Source organism: Geobacillus sp. LEMMY01, from assembly GCF_002042905.1.
GTDB classification, from domain to species: Bacteria; Bacillota; Bacilli; order Bacillales; family Anoxybacillaceae; genus Geobacillus; species Geobacillus proteiniphilus.
Window position 1 is genome coordinate 1 of sequence record NZ_MVKA01000050.1, and the last position, 21,360, is coordinate 21,360.

Here is a 21,360-nt window from a genome sequence, read left to right on the forward strand (position 1 = left end):
ATCAGCGTGTTCATAMTGAAAACGATGCCCTGTCATCCTGTCCCCTCCTATTCGACAACTTGTATTCGTTATTGTATTCTTTTTATCGGTTTCCAAACGACTCACATCAACCAGTCGACACGCCCATTATGAGTCTGAAACATGAAAAGGGCCGGCATCGGAAAACGCCGGCTTCTTTTCCCTACCGAACGGCGCAACGGTTTGGACCGATTTCCATCTCCCGTTGTTCGTCTTCTGTCGGATGCAGTTTCCCCATATTCGTCTGCCGGATTTCCTTATAAGCATTCGGCTGCGGAGGCAAGTTTTCCGTGACAGTTCGGCGGAATTCTTCATCGCTGGAAATATTTAACCCATGGTTTTTCTCATAAAGAACGCCCAACCGTTCCGCCACGCTGCCATCCTCATTCATTTCATTCGGACCCATGTAGTGTGCCGGCAACACAATCAGATCATCTGCAAGCTGTTTGTAGCGTCGATAAAGCGTCTCCCGCAGATCGCCGACCCAGTCTTGCGCCTTTCCTGCCAGATCCGGGCGGCCGATCGAGTCAATGAACAAAATATCACCGGTTAACAAATATTGGTCGTCCACAATAAACGATGTACTGCCAATGGTATGCCCTGGCGAATACAAAGCTTCAATCACTACATGGCCAACGCGAATACGATCCCCATCTTGAATCGGTGTGTAGGAGAATGTCACCTCTTCGGCGTCTTTCGGCGGCAAATAATAGACCGCATCCAGTTCTTCCGCCAACTTGCGCCCACCAGAAATATGGTCGGCGTGCAAGTGCGTATCGAGCACATGCTTGATCGTAATGCCATGATCTTGCGCAAAACGGACGTACACGTCTGTCATGCGGTTCGTATCGATCAGCGCTCCCTCACCGTTCGATTCGACGAGATACGAGAGGCACCCTTTGCCGAGGCGGACGAATTGATAAATCGTTCCACCGCTTTTCAGCTCGCCGATTTTCACCGGCTCCAAATGCTCGCTCCACGCCTTCATACCGCCTTCGATCGAATAAACATCCGTATAGCCCGCCGCTTCCAACTGCTCTGCCACAAACTCCGACGAGCCGCCTTTGGCGCAAACGGCGTAAATCGTCTTGCTTTTGTCTTTCGGCAAACGGTCCAAATACGGTTCGATACCGTCCAACACGTCAAAATACGGAATATTGACGACCTCAACGCCTTTGCCTTCGATCCGCCAATCGGCAAAATCTTCAGGGTTGCGGGCGTCTACAATAAACAACTCTTCACCGCGCATGATTTGATTGGCGATTTCTTTGACCGAAATCGTTTTTGCCAACCATACCCAGCCCCTACGTCATCGCTCTATCATTCACATGTGATTTTCAGCGATGATTCGCTTCGTTCCATAACGCCATAATCGTTTCCGGGTCATACCCGAGCACCCAGCGGCCGTTAATTTCGATTTGCGGCACGCCCATTTGCCCGGTCGTTTCCACCAGTCTCCGCGCCGCTTCCGGATTGAGCTCGACATTCACTTCCTTGAATGGAATCCCTTGGGCGCGCAAAAAGTTTTTCGCCATTACACAATATGGGCATGTAGTGGTTGTATAAACGGTGACTTGCGCCATATTCTCCTTCCTCCTCTCCCTCATTAGAAGGCCAATGTAATGTCCGCGTCTTTCGCGAACTGCAGGAACGTCGCCGCCCCCGCCACTTCAATGCCATCAACGAATTGGTCTTTGTCCAACCCCATGACGTCCATGGTCATTTGGCAAGCGATCAGCTTCACACCCATCCCTTGCGCCATTTGAAGCAATTCTGCAATCGATGGGACGTTCGCTTTTTGGAACCCTTGTTGAAAATGTTCTTTCCCTTCAGGAATCGGCAATTGTTTGTGCGCTTCTTTGTGGATGAGATTCAACCCTTCAAACGTGAAAAACACGCCGACTTCTGCGTCTGCCGCCGCAGCGGCTGTCGCGATGTTGAACACCTTGTACGCATCAAACAACCCGCCATTTGCTGCAATAATCGCTACTTTCATCAAAATAACCTCCTTATGTTTTTCGTTATTATATTTTAGTGCCTGCCTCAGTTTTATACACATATACACGTTTGTAGTTATATACATATACATGTATATGTATCATGGAAATAATATTATCGGATTGTTTTTCTTTTGTCAACAGGAAAATACGCGTCCAACCCTAAAAGAGAAAATAAAAAAGCAGCGAAACAAAGGCTGCTTTTAAAGCGTGCAAAATTGTTTTCCATATTTTCACCTCAGGTTCCACAGCGATTCACTTGGTGATCCTTAATGGCAACATCGAACACAAGTTCATCCCCCTTATCAGCGATCCATATCGAGGACCTGTCTGTAAATATTTTACTCCTTCGCATTGTAAGGAAACAACTTCCCGCCTTCTGCTCCGGGTTACTAGTCGCAAAAAGCGGCTTTCGTCCAACCTTCTCATGACTGTCAAAACCATTTCCCATCTTTAAATTATACCTTTCGTACAGTAAAAAATTTTCGCAGCAGCCATGGCCCTGGCGCAAATCCTAACGCCAGCTCCCATGCACCGACGCCTGCAATCTGAAATTGGCGGGCCAATTTCATTTTCTGTCCCATGCTTCTGACATCTTCAAACCATACCTCATGAATGTTTCCAAGTTCATCAGTATATCGAAAAAACGGCGATTCATATTGAAACGAATATTGAATCGGTGATTGGTAACGCATGGCGATTAAAACCGCCTCTTGGTTGGAGAGAGCATCCGCCGATGTCCCAGGCTGGTATGGAATGATCCAATCGTATCCATATAACGGGAGTCCGAGCAAGATTTTTTTTCGGGGCACGCGCTCGACGGCAAACTGAAGCGTCGATCTCACCTCACCAATTGGTGCAACTGGGCCAGGTTCACTTGTTAAATGGTGCCAATCGTACGCCATAATAAACATATAGTCGACGACAGCGCCAATGCCGCCGTAATCGTAGCCTCTTAGCCAAGGGATCTCCTCGCTCGTTTTCGCTGGAACGGCGATCGTCAAAACATATCCAGCCGGTTTTAACCGATCGCGTAGCTGGCGCAAAAAACCAGTAAACAAATCACGATCCTCGCCACGAACTTGCTCGAAGTCAATATTGACGCCACCATAGCCTTTTCGTGATACTAAATAAAAGATGTTCTCGACCAAATTCGCCCTTGCTTCCGGATTGTTCAGCACTTGGCTCGCCAGTCTCGTACTAAATCCTTTCGATGTTAGGTTCGTCACTACCGCAATGGGTGTGACGCGGTTTTGCCATGCTGTTTCAATCGCTGCGGCGTCATCCCGCATAGTAATAATGTCGCCATTAGGGGCAAAGCGATATTCGAACAGAGCAATGTACGATGAATATGGGGCAAAATCCCGCACGAGCGCCCGATCTAAGTTCGGTTCGCGGAGAGTGTAATATGCTAACGTTATGGCTTGATACCAGGAAATATCAGGAATATAAATTTTCATTCCTGGAAGCATTCTGTACGGGTCCACCGCCGGATTGGCTGCCCGCAACTGTTCGACCGTCACAAGCGCTCTCCGTGCAATGGCGCTTAGCGTGTCCCCTGGCTGCACTGTATACGTATAGCTAGGAACAAGCAATGCCTGACCAGGAACAATATTCGTTTCAACTAAGCCATTGACAAGGCGCAGACGTTCCAGCGGATAATCGTATCGCCTGCTGATTGAAAAAAGCGTATCTCCAGGTTGAACAGTGTGAATAAACACGATCATCCCTCCATTGAATCAACAAAGCTTCGGCGCCGGTATGATAAATATATATATGCTTATTGCCCGCAACCGCACCTTGTCTTGCCATCTTCTGCCCCCATGTATGTACACTGCCCCCCATCGCGGCACGTATGATGCCGCTGAATCGTTTCTCCTCTTTTTTCCTTTCACTGGACATTGCCCCCCTTCTTCCTCTCTGTAAGGCAAGTGAGGGGCGTCTTGTATCGCGAACTCCTCCTTGTATGTAATCTCCAATACATCCTAGTATCGATTTGATTGAGCGAACGACGACAGTCAATGGCTGTTCTTTTATTTTTGCTTGTGCGCTACTCTTAACCCTAAAACAGGGCAAAACAAAAAGCGGCAAACAAGCCGCTGTTAAAGCAAGGTGAAAAAATAATATCCAAACAATCCGGTGATCAGCAACAAAAGAGAAGCCAAAAACCAAATTAATGGGCGTGACGGTCGAAACGTTTGTTCATTAATTTGTTTGGTCTTCATGACATAACTAATGGTAGAAAACACAATCGTGCAGACGGAAATGACCACCGCCAACGCTCCGATGAGCTGAACGAGAAATGTCGACAATGCGCTCGCCGTTGTTTTTTCATGCAAGTTGATCATCAAGAAAGCAATCCCAATTACAGCGATCGAGGTGCGAATCCAAGCGAGAAACGTCCGCTCATTCGCCAAGTGTTGCTGAATATATTTGGAATCCTCTGTCGTTTGCCGTTTTGCCTCTCTCACCATCTCTTCCCCTTTATTGAATCGATTCCATCTGATCCACCAGCCAGTCATAACTCATCGGTCCGATCATTTTTTTTCGTATGATCCCTTTCGAATCAATGAGATAGCTTGTTGGAATCGCTTGAGCTTGGTATTGCCGATATACTTCTCCTTTTTCATCCAGAAGGACCGTAAACGTAATTCCATACTCTTGAATGAAACGCCCGACATGTTCCGGCTGCCTTTCCGATTGAGTTAAATTGACCGCGACAATCTCCACCCCCTCATCTTTATACCGCTCATAAAACTTTTGCATATCCGGCATTTCCGCACGACAAGGTGGACACCAAGTCGCCCACATGTTCACAATCACTCTTTTTCCTCGAAAATCGGATAGCCTCACTTCCTCCCCGTTAAGCGCCCGCAACGCAAAATCTGGCGCTCGATTTCCTACTTCAATTCCCTCGGCAATTTGGCCTTCGCTTTTTCCTCCATCTTCCACCGAAAAAGCAACATTTTTGGACAACGTGTCATAAATCGCCCATCCTGTCAAAGCAAACAATGCTAGCGCTACAATGATTTTTCGCAACGATCTTCCTCCTTCCATCGCAAAAAGCCGGCCTGCTCTCAGCATCTCCCGCTCTCACTTCATATCGAAGCAAGAGACTTCTTTCAGGAGGGTGTTAGAAAGAAAAAATGGAGTAGCTCGATAACAAAGCGCTGATTTTTGTCATTTGTCCTGTATAAAGCAAAACGCCAAGCACCACAAGCAGCCAGCCGTTGACTTTCGATAACAACGGAAGCCAGCGGTTCACATTTTTTACAATTCGCAACGATTTTGTAATGGCGAGAGAGATGAGCAAAAACGGCACACCTAATCCGAGTGAATATAGCAAAAGGAGCGCCATTCCACTATATAGGGTTTCCGTGGAGCTAGCTAGCAACAAAATGGACGACAGCGTCAATCCTACGCAAGGCGTCCAACCAGCCGCAAACGCCATTCCGACAAATGTTGAACTTAGCAAACCGGTAGGCTTCTTCGCACCTGCATCCCAACGTTTTTCCCTCATCAACAGCCGAAAGGAGAGAATTCCCGCCATCTGCAACCCGAATATGATGATAAACAAACCGGCTATCTTTTCAATGAGCTCTCGATATTGAACCAACATTTGTCCAATCACACTAGCCGTCGCTCCCATCAGCACAAAAATGATGCTAAACCCACCGATAAACGCAAGGGAGCGGATAAAGATCTCCCGTTTCCCGACTCGGATTCTGTCTCCTGCTATTGGAGTGCCTGTTAAATGGGCGACATAAGCTGGGACGAGCGGAAAAATGCAAGGGGAAAAGAAAGAAAGCGCTCCTGCAACGAAAGCGAATATTACTGACATGTAGATCGCCCCCTTTTCTCATTCAATTGCATTTAAAAAGAACAGCGCGCCATCATTTCGAACTTTCGAATTCGTATACGAGGTTCCTATCACTTTGCGACCAGCCAAATCATCCATTGCCCGATTCCCCATATCGTTAAAAATAAATATGCATACTTCACCCTTTCAAGAGGATTTCGCAGCCACACCGTCCACAGCATCACTGCAGCGGCCAAAAACAACTGATACAAATGAATAGGATGGAAGGCAAACCAACCATGATTCAACGCCGATCCGTATCGCCTTTCAAACAAGTAGTAAACAAAATGCGCCCCTAAATAAATTACTATCACCGAATTCACCAACAAATGCATGGGAATATTTCGACGATAGGCGCGAAACATTGTCACGATTGCAGCCGTTGCCACCCCAAGCATCACGCCGCGATTTCCGCTCGGCAAATACAACACCCCGAGCGGATTGCGCCATAGCAAAGAAGGATTGGTGAATAGCGGGTAGATTTTCCAAACAAGCCAATAGATCAACACACCGTCAACCAACAGCTGTCGTATATGCCTGAATTGTTCGTCTGAACCCGTCCAAACAACACGCCAAAACAAATATCCCCCGGCTCCGGCAGCCAACCAAATGAGCCAACCCGTGCGAATAAGAAAAGGACCTACGGCAATAACATCATTCATGTTCCGCACTCCCATCGTCGGATGCTCTCCAACTGAAAAAACCTTCCATTTCATTCCTCTTCAAATAAATTTTATACAACTACCCCTATAGGTAGGTTAGACCCTGAGCTAGACGTTGTCAACTCGTGGTGCTAGATAAACAAAGCAAGGAATGGACAGATCTTCACTTTGTCACTGTTTCAAAGTCTCATCCATCCTCATATGTGAATAGACCCCTGCAAGAAAAGGCACCAAAGCCACGATCCCGATTGCCCATGTCACTCCTAATAAATCTGCTATTGCCCCTGCAGCGAGGGCCCCGAACGCATAACCGCTATCTCTCCAAAAACGATATACCCCCATGGATGACGCGCGCCAATTCGGTGATGCAACATCCCCGATCGCCGCTTGCAAAGTTGGGTAAACCATTGCTGTACCCAAACCTAAAAAAATCGCACCTAAAACCCATAAAGAAAAACTGTCAACGAATAAAAGAAACCAAAGAGAAAAGGCTTGTACCCACATTCCATAGGCAATTAGTTTTTTTCTTCCAATTTTATCACTCAATGCTCCCGTAAACAGCTGAAAAAATCCCCATGCCGCTGGATATATAGCCACTATTGTACCGATTTCACTCACACTTAATCCTACGGCAGAAAAATACAAAGGAAACAGCCCCCAAGCCATCCCATCTTTCAAATTTGTTGCCAATCCAGAAAAGCTAATACTGGAAAGATTTTTATCCTTCCATGTTGTCAAGCTAAATATCTCTCTAGAGGATAAGTGATGATCCGCCGTTGTTGTGCCATTATCCCGAATTTGAATCTTTAGATGCTGTTCAGTATCCTTCACAATGGAAGATAATAAAATTCCAACAACAGCAATACCGATTCCTACATAAAACGGTTCTGGTCTTAATGAATAGAAAGAAGCAATATATCCTGACACCGCTGCCATGATGGCGACACCGGAGTAGCCTGCGAATTCATTTAAACCTACTGCCGTCCCTCTTTGATTCGCTTTGGCAATGTCGATTTTCATATTCACCGTCATTGACCAAGTCAGTCCTTGGTTAATGCCCAATAAAATATTTGCAATTACAATGATCCACCACGCATGGGCGTAAATCGTAAGAATAGGTACAAAGAAACCAACAATCCAACCCAACAAAAGAACTCGTTTTCTGCCAAATTTATCAGCAATTTGACCTGCAAAATAATTTACAATCGCCTTAGAAAAACCAAAACTAATGATAAAAGAAAGAGCAGCACTTGTAGAAGCCAAACCAAACTGTTTCTCACCTAATAATGGCAGAACGGTTCGCTCAATCCCTACCATCGATCCAACAAACAAATTGATAACGACTAATAAAGTAAATTGAAACAAGTTTTCCACAATTCCAATTTTCCGTTCAACCAATGACTTTCACCTCTTTTGGTTAACAATACGTCAAGTTTTCCAGTTGCATTGAGCCAAGTCAAGACTTTGTAGAGAACTTTTTTCAGCTCGCTAGAAGGCCGGTGAAACCCCTTTTTGTTAAATCGACAGCGCCTAATCAAAAAAAGCAGAAAAGTTTGTTATCCTCATCGAAAATCATTCCTGAATTCGCCCGACAAATATTTAGTCAATCACCAATTTGTATATTTTGGTCACCTTTTCACGCAACAGGTCCATATGCACAAAGCGAGCTTCTCGCAAAACCTCTTTTCCGTTGACAAATAAAAGTAAGACCGGAGCAGTGAAAATAGAAAACCGCCCGGCAATTTCCTTCACATCGTCTACTACAACATGCCCTAATTGAATGAATGGGAATTCATCCATCAATTCGATCACTTTTGGATAAAGCGCTTGGCAAACTCCACAACCTTGACTGGAAATAAATAAAAACGCTAGTTCATTCGCCTCAATAAAGCGATCAATCATTTCCGCATCGGTTAACTCTACAAATCCCCTCACGCTAGATCCCTCGTTTCTCTATTTTTAGAAACATCCCCGTACTAAAAGACAAGCAGGCGGCCTCTTCGTGAATATATACATGCAACATGAAGAGTTAACCTCTCCGTTATCCTGCACACCCTAAGCGCTGCAGCACTTCCTCCAAAGATCCTGTAGGCTCAATCTGCAAGCTGAGCCATGGGGGGAGGAAGTTAGTTGCAGGAGAAGGCAAATGTTAATTTTTCAATGAGCATGTATATAGTTTGTTGACATCATCTATTCTAGCCAAAAAAATCAGGTTCACTCCACTTATATTATTAAGCTTTTTCGTTACATCTATTATAGATATTGGTGAATTTGCTCACCTACAGCATACTAAACTAAATCCGCAATATAATTTTTTAAGGCGTATTGAATGAGCTCATGTTTTTCCTTAATACCGAGCTTTTGCATAATGTTCGTTTTATGGTTTTCCACCGTTTTCGGACTGATTTTCAACTTATTTGCGATTTGGTTGTTCGTATATCCTAAAAACGTCAGTCGGACAATTTCTCTTTCACGATTGGTAAGCAGCGATTTCATCTCTTTTTCCGCAAACATTTTTTCAAGTCGTTCTTGTGGAATGTGTGTGCGATAAAATCGTTTACCATGATATACCGCTTGCAACGCTTCGTACAAATCGTTCGTTTGACTATTTTTTAACAAATAGCCGTGAATGTTATATTGAATCGCTTTTTGTACATAGATTTCTTCATCATGCATCGTCAAAACAATAATTTTCACACCTCTTAATTCATCCATGATCGTTTTTGCGGTTGTAAATCCATCGAGCCCTGTCGGCATGGAAAGATCAAGCAAAACGATATCTGGATGATGCTTCAATGCAAGCGTAATCGCATCGCAACCGCTGCTTGCCTCCCCGACGACTTCCACATCGGGAAAGCCTTCAAGAAGCAGACGGATGCCTTTGCGAATTAAATCATGGTCATCAACAATTAATACTTTCATTCTCTTCTCCCCCTTCTAGCGGCACACGCACAAAAATCGTTGTCCCTTTCATCGGTGCAGAAGTAATGGCCATTTCTCCCCCAAGATGAAAAACGCGTTCTTGAATATGCTTTAAACCAAGTCCTTCACGCTTTTCTTCAACGTGAAATCCCACACCATTATCTTCAATGGACACAAATAATTCCCGTTCCGTCTGCTCAATGGAAACACGCACTTCTGTTGCTTTTGCATACTTCATAACGTTATGCAATGCTTCTTGAATAATGCGATAAAGGTTAATTTCTATCGTCGGAGACAAGCGTGTATATACATTCGTTTGAAATGAAAACAACGTATTTGACATTTTCGATCGAAGTGAATGAATAAGCGATTGAATAGTCGGAATCAATCCGAGTGCATCCAAGCTTTTCGGGCGAAGTTGTTGCGCGTATAGCTTCACATCTTCCATGACTCTCCCAAGCTCTTCACGCACTTCTTTGACGTATGTGTGCAGTTTTTCATCTTGCACTCGCTGAATGATATTATCTAACGCAATGGAGATACTGTAGAGCGATTGACCGACGCCATCATGCAATTCTTGAGCTAAACGTTTATGTTCCTCTTCTTTTGCTTCTGTTAATTTTTTCACCATCCACTTTGAACGACGCGCTTCTTCTTCTTTTTTCTTTATCGTTTGATCACGCAAAACAAGCAAATAATATTTCGCATTATCTTGTTCGAGAATGAGCTCTGTGCTCATTTCGACATCGATCCACTGCCCATGGTCGGTCGGCATTTCGGATACAAAGTACGGTACTTCTTCTGTGGCAATTAAGTAACACCGTTCTTCTCCTTCTTTCACTTTGCGTCGTTGGCAAAATGAACAATATGGCACTTTTTCGCCAAGCTGCCAACCGGTGAGTCGCTTTGCTGCTGGATTCATCTCAACAATTGTTCGCTCATGATTCATAACAATAATTCCATCTTGAATATACGCAAAAATTTTATCCAAAAATTGCATGTTCTCACCTCTCTTCCATTAATAATAAAAGGAAACAAGATGAAAAGAAAGGACTGACAACGTCAGCCCTTATGATGGTTTCACAACTGGAAACTTTTCTCTCGTCCACGCTAAATATCCACCTTTTAAGTTGAGTACTTTCTTGAATCCTTTCGCTTGTAAAATGCTTGCCCCAATCGCTGAACGCCCTCCTGAACGACATTGAACGATATACGTTTTTCCTTCTGGAAGCTCATCAAGACGATCTGCAAGCATGCCAAGCATAATGTGTTGCGCACCTTCAATATATCCTTCATCCCATTCTGCTTGGCTGCGTACGTCAATGAGTTGATAATGATCATCTTGCAAATATTGTCGCAATTGATGCACATCGATTTCTTCGTATCTCTCAACTTCACCACTTAATGCAACAGATGGCTCAATATAAGCAACAACACGATCTAATCCGATATAAGCAAGCGCTTTGCGAATCGCTTGCACATCATGTTCATTTGCGATTAGCACAATATCTTGGTCGTAGTTCATTAACCAACCTGCCCAGTTTGTAAACGACTTGTTAAAGGGAATGTTAATGGATCCTGCGTAATGTGCGTGGGCAAACTGTTGTGATGAGCGAACATCTAAAATAAATGCTCCAGCTGCTTTATATTCGTCAAGTTGGTCGCGCGTTTGCAACGCTGGTACTTCTTCTTCATTTACATACGCAGGGCCGATTTTGTTCACTTTCTTCATCATTGCAAAATATTTGGGCGGCTCCGGTTGCCCTGCAAGCAATAGTTTCACAAACTCTTCTTCATCTTCAATTTTTAGCGCCCAGTTGGTCAGCTTTTCATATCCAACCGTTGAAACAGGAACGGCGCCAAGCGCTTTTCCGCATGCGCTTCCCGCTCCGTGCGCCGGCCATACTTGCAAGTAGTCTGGGAGCGCTTTGAATTTTTTCAGCGACTCAAACATTTGGCGGGCGCCAACGTCTGCTGTTCCAACAACCCCTGCTGCCTTTTCGAGCAAATCCGGCCGGCCAACGTCACCAACGAAAACGAAATCGCCTGTGAAAATGCCCATCGACTCTGTTGAACCGCCGCCTTTATCTGTTAAGATGAACGAAATATGTTCTGGTGTATGCCCTGGTGTATGAAGCACTTTAAACTCAACGTTCCCTACTGTAAAAATGCTCCCCTCTTTCACAAGTTCGTAATCAACTTCATCTAAATATTCATATTTCCAATTTTCATCTCCTTCATCCGATAAATATAGTTTTGCCCCACAACGTTTCGCTAATTCTTTTGCTCCTGAAACGAAGTCGGCATGGATATGCGTTTCTGTTGCAGCGACAATTTGCAATCCTTCTTTTTTCGCTGTGTCGATGTACCAATCAACGTTGCGGCCTGGATCGATGACGATCGCTTCCCCTGTTCGTTGGCACCCAACTAAGTAAGACATGTGAGCTAATTGCTCGTCGAAAAATGAGCGAAATAACATCTTACATCCCCCCGTATGATTTATGTTTGCTTGCTACATCAAGCAACGTTTCAATATATTTGACACCATCTTGAATCAGTGGGTGTTTTAACAAACGGTACATGCGTAAAAGTGATACAGTAGACGAATCACGCTCGCGAGCAAAGCGCTCGTTCGTTTCTTTTAAAATGTCTAATCCTTTTTCGATTGGGACCATATCTTTGACTCCTTGCATCAAATACGCCATCGACTCGCGATCATTCATGACGCTCGTAACGAACAAGATAAACTCTTCTGCTTTTTGCAACCATTGTACAAGTATCGGCAACAGTTGAATGAGTGTCGAAAACGCCTCCACATGTTCAGTCGTCAATCGAAATGGCGCTGTTTTTTCTTCAAGTTCAGTAAACAATGCTTCAAGCGATTGTTTATCGTTCATGACATGTTGAACGACTGCGATTTTTTCCTCCGCCGACTCCATCGCTTTTTTTAGCTGTGGAAGTTTTTCAATAAAGTAATGAATTGCTTCACGTTGTTCATCATTTTCCAGCAATTGCAACACAGGTTCTAGCGACATCGTTCTGCCCCCCTTTCACATCAGCCCTTTTAACATTCCGTTCCAGTACATGATCGGCAACAAGTTCTTTTTCATTACATACATGCTCATCCGCTCTTTCGATTGATCAAACGGAAACGTTTCTCGTGGATTTTTATCGTAATCAAATTCAGCTAAAACGAGCTTATTGTAACCGGTCACAAGCGGGCATGATGTATAGCCGTCATAACGAGCTTGTAACGGTTTTCCATTCATCAGTGCGAGCAAGTTTTCAGCAACGACTGGCGCTTGCTTTCGAATGGCAGCCCCTGTTTTTGAGGTTGGTAAGTTTGTGCAATCACCGGCACCAAACACATTTTTGTATGTTTTGTGTTGCAACGTATATGGATCGACATCGACCCATCCTGCCGCATCGGCCAATGCACTTTTCGCAATAAAAGCTGGCGGTCCCATTGGCGGTGTGACGTGAATCATATCAAAACTTAGTGTAAAGCGTTCATTCGTATCGAGATGTTCAAATGTTGCTTTTTTTGTATCTCCATCAATTTCAACTAACTCCACACGATATTTTGTCTCAATATTTTTTCGCTGAATGACTTGTTCGAGCGTATCAGCATATCGTTTCACAGCGAAAATATTTGGCGAACCAGAAGCAAAAATGATATTTGTCTGCTCACGCACACCTGATTGACGGAAATAATCGTCAGCTAGATACATAATTTTTTGTGGTGCGCCGCCACATTTTACTGGTGTGCTTGGTTGGGTAAAAATCGCTGTACCGCCACGGAAGTTGCGGATGTTCTCCCATGTGCTTTGAACGTAATCATATGAATAGTTGCTGCAAACTCCATTTTTTCCAATTGTTTCTTTTAGCCCTTTGATTTGATCCCAATAAATTTCGATTCCGGCAGCTACAACTAAATAGTCGTAACGAACCGTTGAACCTTCTTTCGTTTCTAACGTATTGTTTTCTGGCGAGAACGTATCGACCGCTTCCTTCAGCCATTTCGCTCCCTCTGGGATGAGCGATGCTTGCTCGCGAACGGAATCTTCTGCTTTTGCTGCTCCACCGCCAACAAGTGTCCAGAGAGGCTGATAATAATGTTTATCTGAAGGATCAATGAGCAACACTTGACCATGTAGTTGACGATTTTTTCTTAATAGCCGCGCTGCGATTGAAATTCCTGCTGAACCCGCTCCAACAATGGCTACTTTTGCATTATATACGTTCGTCACCATTCATCACTCCCTTTGTATTCGAATTTCAAATTTGTTTTAATTAACTTAATTACATTGTATATGTAACAAATTTATATACCCATAGGGGATTTCCCTTATCTTTATTTTGACATAAACATGAAAAAGAGTGGCTTTCGGAACAAGGCATGGGCACGGCAGGAATGCGTCCGATGAGCCACTCGGAGGGCGTGATGAGCCGGCTGGCGTGCCGGGTGAAATATCGCCGCAGTTGGAAAGACCGAGGGCTTCAGGCATTTCTTCGAGCCATGATCGCCCAGATGGATGGGATCCGTCCTGTGAGGCAACGTGGGGAGAAAGCAGGGAAATCCGCGCCACCCTCTTCGACAAAAGAGACCATGATCGTCAAGGTGAAGTAGCATGTTCGCCGCCTGTGGCCGGAAGTGATATGGAATAACACTCCTTATTTACAATAGTCTTCCCAAACACTGATGTATCAGGCGTTCTCTGAACTTCGATTTTTGTAAAAAAGGAATACGCATGATCCGTAGCTAGAGATGAGAGTCCAAAAACGATATGAATTCAAAAAAATAGTTCACGATCCTGTAGTTTACATACACTCATAGTGAACCAAAACTCACAAAGTCTTGACTGACTCCGGTTTCCCCGCTCTTCATTGTATAATCAAAATGGGAGAAGGTGAACGAGCATGGAACGCGACACGATCGTGAAAGAGGTCGTAGAAGCGCTAAAACTGTTTTCCCGCGAAATCCGCACCCAAATCGACGAGATGGGCAGCCAACTTCGGGCGGAAATCCAAGACACCGCCAACCAACTTCAAGCCGAAATGCAGCAGTTTCGCGCGGAAGTGAACGAGCGGTTTGACCGGCTCAAGCAAAAATTCGCTGGTTTGCGCGTCGAGCTCACCGAAACGCAAGAAACGGTCCATTTCCTCGCGGCGAAAACCATTCAGCACGAGCAAAAACTCCATCATCTTGCCTGGCAGCGAGAATCCCTCCGTTAATCATGTTTTCCGTTGAAAAAGCCACGTTGGACTATGGCCAAACGTGGCTTTCCTCCGTTTTATAACTCATCAAACCCGTTATCCACTTGCACTTTCGTATATTGGCGCGGTTTTTGTTCAAAAAAGTCGGACTTGCCAAGGTCCACTTCTTCATACGCTTTAATCCAGCGGAGCGGGTTCGTCCGATAGCCGTCAAACGGGCGGTCAAAACCGAGCTGATGAGCGCGGACGTTGGCGTAAAACTTAATGTATGTTTCCAAATCGGCCAAGTCGATGGCATCGATGTCATTCCCGATGATTTCCCGAGCCCATTCGATTTCCAGCTCAGCCGCTTTCATAAACGTTTCACGGACAAAATCAGCAAGCTCCGGCGTCCGATACTCCGGGTATTCGTTCAACACTTCTTTGAAAATTTTCGCAAACAAGTCGACATGAATGTGCTCGTCGCGGTTGATGTAATTGATCATCGTGCCCCACGGCGCGGTATTTTTGATTCGTCAGACCTGCCTGCAGCACCGGAATGTTGTTCAAATCAATGACATTATCGAGCATCCGCATTTGAATCGGGATCAACCGCGCAAGCACCCCATCGGTGACGGCGCGCGCTAAGTTGATCGACGATAAATTGCAGACGACAAAATCGCCCGGTATTTTTTCAATGATGATCATCCCGTCTTTCACATATGGCCGCTTCGTCACCGTTGGGCTTTGGTTTTGCGCGATTTCGGTGCAAAGGTTGCTGCAGTAGATCATCCCAAGATGGCGGTTCGGATTTTGCCGGTTCACTTCATCGCGGTAAAACATAAACGTCGTCCCCGACTCGAGCTGGCTGCGCATGATGCTTTTCATCACTTCGATCGCCGGCACTTTTTCTTTCGACAGCCTTGGTTCGTTGACGCATTGCCAATATTTCTCCCGAAAGCTGCCGCGCCCTTTTTCCTCATCATAAAAGTCTTCCAAACTAACCCCCATCACCTTCCGCACTTCATGCGGGTCAAACAAATACCAGTCGCCGCGCTGTTCCACTTGCTCCATGAACAAGTCCGGGATGCAAACGCCGGTGAACAAATCATGCGTCCGCAGCCGTTCATCGCCGTTGTTGAGCCGCGCATCGAGAAACGCGAAAACGTCTTTATGCCATACATCCAAATAGACGGAAATGGCCTCTTTGCGCTACCCTAACTGATCGACGCTCACCGCCGTATCGTTCAACTGCTTCATCCACGGGATGACGCCGGAGGAGACCCCCTTTAAATCCCTTAATATTGCTGTTCGTTTCCCTGCTACGCCTCCAAAACAGACGCTGGCCGCTTCTCATTTTGTACGGATTGAGCAAAATCGTACTTCTTTTCTACATAGACTTGATGCCAGATCATAAACACCAAGACCGTCCACAGCTTGCGGCTATGGTCCGCCTTGTGGCGGGCATGTTCATCCAGCAGCCGATAGAGCACGTCCTTATGGAACAGATGATCGGTTTCGCTTTCGTTGATGAGCTGTCTCGCCCAGTCATACATTTCGTTTTTCAGCCAGTGGCGAATCGGCACGGGGAACCCTAATTTTTTCCGGTTTAACACATGATCCGGTACGATGCCCTCGGCCGCTTTGCGCAAAATATATTTCGTCGTGCCGTTGGCTGTTTTCATGTCAGGGGCGATGTTGGCCGCGACCTCAAACACCTTTTTGTCTAAAAAGGGAACGCGCAACTCAAGCGAATGGGCCATCGTCATTTTGTCCGCTTTGACTAAAATATCGCCCCTTAGCCATGTATGAATATCAATATACTGCATCCGGTTGACGGGCGGGTAATGAAGCGTTTCGCGGTAAAAAGGAGCCGTCACCGCCGTATATTCGCGCCCCTCTTGGTACGTTTTGAGCAACGCCGCTTTTTCCTTTTCGCTATAAATTTTCGCATTGCCGACATACCGTTCTTCAAGCGGCGTCGTGCCGCGCTCCAAAAAGCTTTTTCCTTTCATTCCGTCCGGAAGCAGCTTCGCGATCATCCGCAGCACGGCTTTTACGATGTTTGGCATTCGCGCAAACAGCCGCAACGACTCTGGTTCGCGGTAGATGTTGTAGCCGCCAAACAGCTCGTCCGCCCCCTCGCCGGAAAGCACAACCGTGACATGCTTTCTCGCCTCACGAGCGACAAAATACAGCGGCACAGCCGCAGGATCGGCAAGCGGATCGTCCATATGCCACATAATTTTCGGCAACTCTTCCATATACTCCTGCGGCGAAATGACATAGCTAATGTTGTCTACCCCAAGCTTCTCTGCGGTTTCTTGGGCAACATCGATTTCACTAAACCCTTCCCGCTCAAACCCGACGGAAAATGTCTTCAGGTGCGGATGGAATTGTTTCGCGATGGCGACGATGAACGATGAATCAATGCCTCCCGACAAAAACGCACCGACCGGCACATCGCTGCGCATATGGACGTTGACCGAATCAAACAGCGCATCGCGGATTTTCTTTACAAGCTCCTCTTCCGATTGGCGAATGGGCTCGAAGGATGCCTTCCAATAACGATGAATGGTGAGCGGTTTTCCGACTTTTTTCTTGAGATAGTGCCCTGGCTCCAGCTTGTAAATGCTGTCTGACATCGTCAGCGGCTCAGGGACATATTGGAACGTTAAATAATGCTGCAGGGAATCACAGTTCAGCGATTCCTGTCCCAGGGCCAGCAAGATGCTTTTCTTTTCCGAAGCGAAAAACGTGCGGTCTCCTTGCTCCGCATAAAAAAACGGCTTAATGCCAAATGGATCCCGCGCCGCAAACACCGTTTTCTCTTGCTTGTCCCAAATGACAAACGCAAACATCCCGCGCAGCTTTTCGACCGCTTTTTCTTTTTCCGCGCTGTAGAGAGCAACAATCACCTCGGTATCCGAATGCGTCGCAAACGAATATCCTTTCGCCGCTAGCTCTTCCCGCAATTCAATATAGTTGTAAATTTCCCCGTTAAAAATGATCCAATATCGATCGTTTTCATAAGACAGCGGCTGATGTCCCGCCTCCAGATCGATGATGCTCAAACGCCGAAAACCAAAACTCACGTAGTCATCAAAAAAATACCCCTCATCGTCGGGGCCGCGATGGGTAATCAGGCGGTTCATCTCCATCAACGTTGTTTTCCATGTTTGCTCAATCGCTCTCGGGCGGTCATGAATACAACCAATAAAACCGCACATAGTGATGATTGCCCCCCCACTTTGCTAAGAAGAATCCATGTATATACAGAAAACAACACCAAAAGCTTGTTTTTTGTAAAAAAATTACAGGAAATAACATTTTTTTCGGATTTTCATTAAAAAATGCACTTGACAAAAAATGATTTTCATGATAGAGGAAATCAAACGATTAATTTCCGTTTTTTGTTGTTTAGTTCAATCGGGTGAAACCATTATCATGTTTGTTTTTAAAAGTCAAGTACATCTTTTGGTGATGAACCATTTTTCTTTTTCACCTATAATGCAAAGGCAATTTCATTCTACCGTACACAAAATCAAGTTTCAAAAACAATCTGTTTCCATTTTTTCAGGAAAACTGCTTGCAAGATTTTCAATTCCCCCATATATTAACGATAAAATATGGAGAAAGTATGAATTTCATAGTTTCTGCATACTTACTTGTTAATATAAAAACGGTCACTTTTCACAAAGGGGTTGAGAATGGCTTGTTAGCGTTTATCCTTTTTTTGACTTTTCTCATTGTTTCCCTTTGTTTTGTTCTCTTGAGAAGACCTCTAAACGGGAGGATGGATAAACTGTCGCTCGGATTGTATATTTCCTGTTTCTTGCTATTGGCCGCCTCATTATCCTATTATGCAAGTTCGGCCCAGACAGGCGATGCCATCAAAGCCTTCGTACAGAAAAGAAACAGCAGAGAAACCGGTTCGCCCCCTAGCAATCAAGCGGAGGAGGCGAATCGATCAGCTGCTCCTTCAAAGAAACAAGCTCTAAGGACATCCGTCCTTATTGACGCTCCCCTTTTGTCTCAGCTTCCGGAACTGCCGAGGGGATGCGAAGTGACCAGCTTGGCCATGCTCTTGAATCATGCCGGCATTCGCGTCGATAAGATGACGTTGGCGAAACAAATCAAGAAAAACCCTACTCCATATCAAGTGCGGAATGGCCAAGTGTTTTACGGACACCCAAATGAAGGGTTTGTCGGCGATATGTATACATTATCAAAGCCTGGATACGGCGTGTACCATAAGCCGATCAAGCAGTTGGCTGAATTGTACTTGCCGAACCAAATCGTTGACTTAACAGGGCAATCGTTTGAGAACATCTATACATACTTGGCCAAAGGCACACCGGTTTGGGTGATTACGAACACCACCTTTCGTCCTCTTCCTCCCTCTGCCTTTCGAGAATGGCAAACCCCGCAAGGACCGATCAAAATCACGTATCGGGAACACGCGGTGCTCATTACGGGATACGATGAGCAGTACATTTATTTCAATGATCCATTGACCGCTGTCAAAAATCAAAAAGCACCGAAACAAGACTTTATCGACGCTTGGGTTCAAATGGGACGGCAAGCGATTACGTATCGCCGTTAGGCATCGGCGAATCCAAATCGCTTGCCTTTTTTTACATTTCAGTTGAACGATTTTCTCCATACATTTTGCACATCTATTTTTTATCATATAGTTGCATCTCGCACTACAAGCTTAAGGAGGGAAAACGACATGAAGAAATGGCTGCTTGGCGCCATTTTCGCAGGAGTAGCAGCGATTGGCGCAGCTTGCTCAAATCCATCTTCAATGCAGGGACACGACATGTCCGGCATGAATATGGAAAAAGAAAATACTTCCGCAGAAACGAGCAAGCAGCAATTGCCTTTAGCAACCAATACAGAAGTATTATCCGGGAAAGAAATTCACCTTACTGCGAAGGAAGCATTATTACCCATCAATAGTCAAGTCAAACTCCCGGTATACACGTATAATGGATCCGTGCCTGGTGCACAAATCCGCGTGAAGCAAGGAGATAAAGTAAAAATTGTAGTAAAAAATGAATTGCCGGAACCGACAACGATTCACTGGCATGGCTATCCTGTTCCAAATAACCAAGACGGAATTCCTGGCGTCACCATGAACGCCATTAAACCAGGAGAAACGTTTACGTATGAATTCACAGCCACGGTACCCGGAACATACTGGTATCACTCTCATCAAAAAAGCGCAGAGCAAGTGGACAAAGGATTATACGGCACGTTGATCGTAGAACCGAAAAATGAAGAAAAAGTCGATCGAGATTACACGCTTGTATTAGATGAATGGATGAGCAATCCGAATGCGGAAAACGAAAACAATATGAATATGAGCGGAAATATGGATATGAGCGGCATGGATCATAGTAATATGAATAATGGAAATAGCTCTGATAATCAACAAATGAATATGAGCAACATGGGACATAACATGAATATGTACGATCTTTTCACGATTAACGGAAAAAGCGGAGCGGCTATTGAACCGTTAAAAGTGAAAAAAGGCGAAAAAGTGCGACTTCGTCTTGTCAATGCAGGGTACATGTCCCACAAGCTTCATTTGCATGGACATGAGTTTAAAATTGTCGCAACAGACGGGCAACCGTTAAAAGATCCGCAACCAATCAAAGATGAACTGTTGAATATCGCTCCGGGTGAGCGCTACGACATTGAGTTTATCGCCAATAACCCGGGTGAATGGTTACTAGAATGTCACGGCAATATGAAAGGTACCGATGGCATGAAAGTGAAAATTCAATACGAAGGACAAGCAAACAATACGGACAAAGCAAATGCAAAAGAAAACCTCCCTGTCGTGGATATGACAACATATGGAAAATATGAAACAGGTCCATTTACGTTAGACCAAAAATATGATGTAGAGTACACAATGGATTTAGGAACAGCCATGGGCAAAAATGGCATGATTTTCACGATTAATGGTAAAACGTATCCTGACACAGCGCCTATTAATGTGAAGACAGGAGATTTAGTAAAAGTAAAAATAGTGAACAACTCACCGATGGATGTACATCCGATGCATTTACACGGCCATTTCTTCCAAGTGTTAAGCAAAAACGGCAAGCCGGTCACAGGCTCTCCATTGATTAAGGATTCCTTAAATGTAAACCCTGGTGAAGAATATGTCGTCGCATTTAAAGCGGATAATCCGGGAAATTGGATGTTCCATTGCCATGACTTGCACCATGCTTCAGCGGGAATGGTTACACAAGTAAAGTACACGGATTATCAATCGGATTATACTCCAAATCCGAATGATCCCATCAATCAACCTGAATAACAAAAAGGGGCTGACCCCATAGCCATCAAGTTAAGAAAACAGGAATAAATATATGCCTGATTTGACCATCCTTTTGAAGACCTCATAATGTCTTAGAAAGGGTGGTTTTTTTGAAGACGTCCTTATCTCTCCGAGAAGAATGGCATTGTTTTTTAGACGGATTAAGAAGCGTGTTATCGTGCGAAGAACTTGAACATATGGCCCGAGATCATCAATTTATTCAACGAAAGGGGAAATTACGCGCCCATGATTTTGTGGCACTTTGCACATTTCTCCATGAAGGAGGCGGTCAAAAATAATTGGTGCAGCTTTTCAGTGCTCTAGCTCTCAAGCAAAGCACCTTTCTGAGTGCGGAAGGGCTCAAGC

At 45.0% G+C, this 21,360-nt stretch carries 19 protein-coding genes and 4 pseudogenes; 5 read left to right on the forward strand and 18 right to left on the reverse strand.

The annotated features are described in order from the left end of the window. Positions 1 to 181 precede the first annotated feature (181 nt). The 15 genes from B1A75_RS17930 to B1A75_RS18005 all read right to left on the reverse strand — a co-directional run bounded on the left by B1A75_RS17930 (position 182) and on the right by B1A75_RS18005 (position 13,711). A complete protein-coding gene (locus B1A75_RS17930) occupies positions 182 to 1,309 on the reverse strand; it encodes an MBL fold metallo-hydrolase (RefSeq protein WP_042379789.1) in 1,128 nt (375 codons plus the stop codon). A 46-nt stretch (positions 1,310 to 1,355) separates the two neighbouring features. Next, positions 1,356 to 1,601, reverse strand: a complete 246-nt coding sequence (locus B1A75_RS17935) for a glutaredoxin family protein (RefSeq protein WP_033025644.1) — start codon at positions 1,599 to 1,601, stop codon at positions 1,356 to 1,358. Positions 1,602 to 1,624: 23 nt separating this feature from the next. Continuing rightward, on the reverse strand, positions 1,625 to 2,014 hold the full coding sequence (locus B1A75_RS17940) for a DsrE/DsrF/DrsH-like family protein (protein ID WP_033025646.1): 390 nt from the start codon (positions 2,012 to 2,014) through the stop codon (positions 1,625 to 1,627). A gap of 459 nt (positions 2,015 to 2,473) precedes the next feature. Continuing rightward, positions 2,474 to 3,736 (reverse strand): glycoside hydrolase family 18 protein, encoded by a 1,263-nt coding sequence (locus B1A75_RS17950; RefSeq protein WP_042379851.1) that lies wholly within the window; start codon positions 3,734 to 3,736, stop codon positions 2,474 to 2,476. 381 nt (positions 3,737 to 4,117) lie between these two features. After that, positions 4,118 to 4,489 carry a YidH family protein gene (locus tag B1A75_RS17955; RefSeq protein ID WP_371878458.1) on the reverse strand — a complete coding sequence of 124 codons (372 nt, stop codon included), beginning with the start codon at positions 4,487 to 4,489 and terminating at the stop codon, positions 4,118 to 4,120. A 10-nt stretch (positions 4,490 to 4,499) separates the two neighbouring features. Then, positions 4,500 to 5,054 (reverse strand): peroxiredoxin family protein, encoded by a 555-nt coding sequence (locus B1A75_RS17960; RefSeq protein ID WP_052369179.1) that lies wholly within the window; start codon positions 5,052 to 5,054, stop codon positions 4,500 to 4,502. 94 nt (positions 5,055 to 5,148) lie between these two features. Further along, positions 5,149 to 5,856, reverse strand: coding sequence for a cytochrome c biogenesis CcdA family protein (locus tag B1A75_RS17965; RefSeq protein WP_079936639.1), 708 nt, complete (start codon positions 5,854 to 5,856; stop codon positions 5,149 to 5,151). An 89-nt stretch (positions 5,857 to 5,945) separates the two neighbouring features. Beyond that, positions 5,946 to 6,536, reverse strand: a complete 591-nt coding sequence (locus B1A75_RS17970; RefSeq protein ID WP_042379844.1) for a hypothetical protein — start codon at positions 6,534 to 6,536, stop codon at positions 5,946 to 5,948. Positions 6,537 to 6,707: 171 nt separating this feature from the next. Next, the gene (locus tag B1A75_RS17975; RefSeq protein WP_079936640.1) at positions 6,708 to 7,934 is read right to left on the reverse strand and encodes an MFS transporter; all 1,227 of its coding nucleotides are present in this window, start codon (positions 7,932 to 7,934) and stop codon (positions 6,708 to 6,710) included. Between the two features lie 201 nt (positions 7,935 to 8,135). Next, a complete protein-coding gene (locus B1A75_RS17980; protein ID WP_075261476.1) occupies positions 8,136 to 8,471 on the reverse strand; it encodes a thioredoxin family protein in 336 nt (111 codons plus the stop codon). Between the two features lie 354 nt (positions 8,472 to 8,825). Further along, positions 8,826 to 9,458, reverse strand: a complete 633-nt coding sequence (locus B1A75_RS17985; protein WP_042379771.1) for a response regulator — start codon at positions 9,456 to 9,458, stop codon at positions 8,826 to 8,828. Next, entirely contained in the window at positions 9,439 to 10,458 is a 1,020-nt protein-coding gene (locus B1A75_RS17990; RefSeq protein WP_042379769.1) for a sensor histidine kinase, read from the reverse strand. Before B1A75_RS17990 ends, B1A75_RS17985 begins: the two co-directional genes overlap by 20 nt. A gap of 69 nt (positions 10,459 to 10,527) precedes the next feature. Further along, complete coding sequence (locus tag B1A75_RS17995) at positions 10,528 to 11,937, reverse strand: MBL fold metallo-hydrolase (RefSeq protein ID WP_042379766.1); 1,410 nt, start codon at positions 11,935 to 11,937, stop codon at positions 10,528 to 10,530. A 1-nt stretch (position 11,938) separates the two neighbouring features. Next, entirely contained in the window at positions 11,939 to 12,493 is a 555-nt protein-coding gene (locus B1A75_RS18000) for a hypothetical protein (RefSeq protein WP_042379764.1), read from the reverse strand. A 15-nt stretch (positions 12,494 to 12,508) separates the two neighbouring features. Next, positions 12,509 to 13,711 carry an NAD(P)/FAD-dependent oxidoreductase gene (locus tag B1A75_RS18005; protein ID WP_042379761.1) on the reverse strand — a complete coding sequence of 401 codons (1,203 nt, stop codon included), beginning with the start codon at positions 13,709 to 13,711 and terminating at the stop codon, positions 12,509 to 12,511. 134 nt (positions 13,712 to 13,845) lie between these two features. On the opposite strand from B1A75_RS18005, the pseudogene B1A75_RS18010 reads away from it, so the two are divergent. Both B1A75_RS18010 and B1A75_RS18015 read left to right on the forward strand, forming a co-directional pair. Next, positions 13,846 to 14,088: pseudogene (locus tag B1A75_RS18010) on the forward strand (UPF0236 family transposase-like protein); the annotation flags it as partial. Positions 14,089 to 14,378: 290 nt separating this feature from the next. Beyond that, on the forward strand, positions 14,379 to 14,693 hold the full coding sequence (locus B1A75_RS18015) for a hypothetical protein (RefSeq protein ID WP_079936642.1): 315 nt from the start codon (positions 14,379 to 14,381) through the stop codon (positions 14,691 to 14,693). A 59-nt stretch (positions 14,694 to 14,752) separates the two neighbouring features. On the opposite strand, the pseudogene B1A75_RS18020 reads toward B1A75_RS18015, so the two are convergent. The 3 genes and pseudogenes from B1A75_RS18020 to asnB form a co-directional block, all read right to left on the reverse strand. Then, a pseudogene (locus B1A75_RS18020) lies at positions 14,753 to 15,163 on the reverse strand (ribonucleotide-diphosphate reductase subunit beta); the annotation flags it as partial. Position 15,164: 1 nt separating this feature from the next. Next, positions 15,165 to 15,966: pseudogene (locus B1A75_RS18025) on the reverse strand (ribonucleoside-diphosphate reductase subunit alpha); the annotation flags it as partial. 10 nt (positions 15,967 to 15,976) lie between these two features. Next, on the reverse strand, positions 15,977 to 17,884 hold the full coding sequence (gene asnB, locus B1A75_RS18030) for an asparagine synthase (glutamine-hydrolyzing) (RefSeq protein WP_079936643.1): 1,908 nt from the start codon (positions 17,882 to 17,884) through the stop codon (positions 15,977 to 15,979). 485 nt (positions 17,885 to 18,369) lie between these two features. On the opposite strand from asnB, the gene B1A75_RS18035 reads away from it, so the two are divergent. The 3 genes and pseudogenes from B1A75_RS18035 to B1A75_RS18045 form a co-directional block, all read left to right on the forward strand. Beyond that, positions 18,370 to 19,260 carry a C39 family peptidase gene (locus B1A75_RS18035; RefSeq protein WP_042379838.1) on the forward strand — a complete coding sequence of 297 codons (891 nt, stop codon included), beginning with the start codon at positions 18,370 to 18,372 and terminating at the stop codon, positions 19,258 to 19,260. Positions 19,261 to 19,389: 129 nt separating this feature from the next. Then, positions 19,390 to 20,994 carry a multicopper oxidase family protein gene (locus B1A75_RS18040; protein WP_079936644.1) on the forward strand — a complete coding sequence of 535 codons (1,605 nt, stop codon included), beginning with the start codon at positions 19,390 to 19,392 and terminating at the stop codon, positions 20,992 to 20,994. Between the two features lie 110 nt (positions 20,995 to 21,104). Next, positions 21,105 to 21,360, forward strand: a pseudogene (locus B1A75_RS18045) (IS4-like element ISGka3 family transposase); the annotation flags it as partial.

Coding starts and splice junctions, on each gene's coding strand:
- B1A75_RS17935 (WP_033025644.1), bottom strand. CDS start 1,601: ATGGCGCAAGTCACCGTTTATACAACCACTACATGCCCATATTGTGTA.
- B1A75_RS17940 (WP_033025646.1), bottom strand. CDS start 2,014: ATGAAAGTAGCGATTATTGCAGCAAATGGCGGGTTGTTTGATGCGTAC.
- B1A75_RS17955 (WP_371878458.1), bottom strand. CDS start 4,489: ATGGTGAGAGAGGCAAAACGGCAAACGACAGAGGATTCCAAATATATT.
- B1A75_RS17965 (WP_079936639.1), bottom strand. CDS start 5,856: ATGTCAGTAATATTCGCTTTCGTTGCAGGAGCGCTTTCTTTCTTTTCC.
- B1A75_RS17970 (WP_042379844.1), bottom strand. CDS start 6,536: ATGAATGATGTTATTGCCGTAGGTCCTTTTCTTATTCGCACGGGTTGG.
- B1A75_RS17985 (WP_042379771.1), bottom strand. CDS start 9,458: ATGAAAGTATTAATTGTTGATGACCATGATTTAATTCGCAAAGGCATC.
- B1A75_RS17990 (WP_042379769.1), bottom strand. CDS start 10,458: ATGCAATTTTTGGATAAAATTTTTGCGTATATTCAAGATGGAATTATT.
- B1A75_RS17995 (WP_042379766.1), bottom strand. CDS start 11,937: ATGTTATTTCGCTCATTTTTCGACGAGCAATTAGCTCACATGTCTTAC.
- B1A75_RS18000 (WP_042379764.1), bottom strand. CDS start 12,493: ATGTCGCTAGAACCTGTGTTGCAATTGCTGGAAAATGATGAACAACGT.
- B1A75_RS18005 (WP_042379761.1), bottom strand. CDS start 13,711: ATGGTGACGAACGTATATAATGCAAAAGTAGCCATTGTTGGAGCGGGT.
- B1A75_RS18015 (WP_079936642.1), top strand. CDS start 14,379: ATGGAACGCGACACGATCGTGAAAGAGGTCGTAGAAGCGCTAAAACTG.
- asnB (WP_079936643.1), bottom strand. CDS start 17,884: ATGTGCGGTTTTATTGGTTGTATTCATGACCGCCCGAGAGCGATTGAG.
- B1A75_RS18040 (WP_079936644.1), top strand. CDS start 19,390: ATGAAGAAATGGCTGCTTGGCGCCATTTTCGCAGGAGTAGCAGCGATT.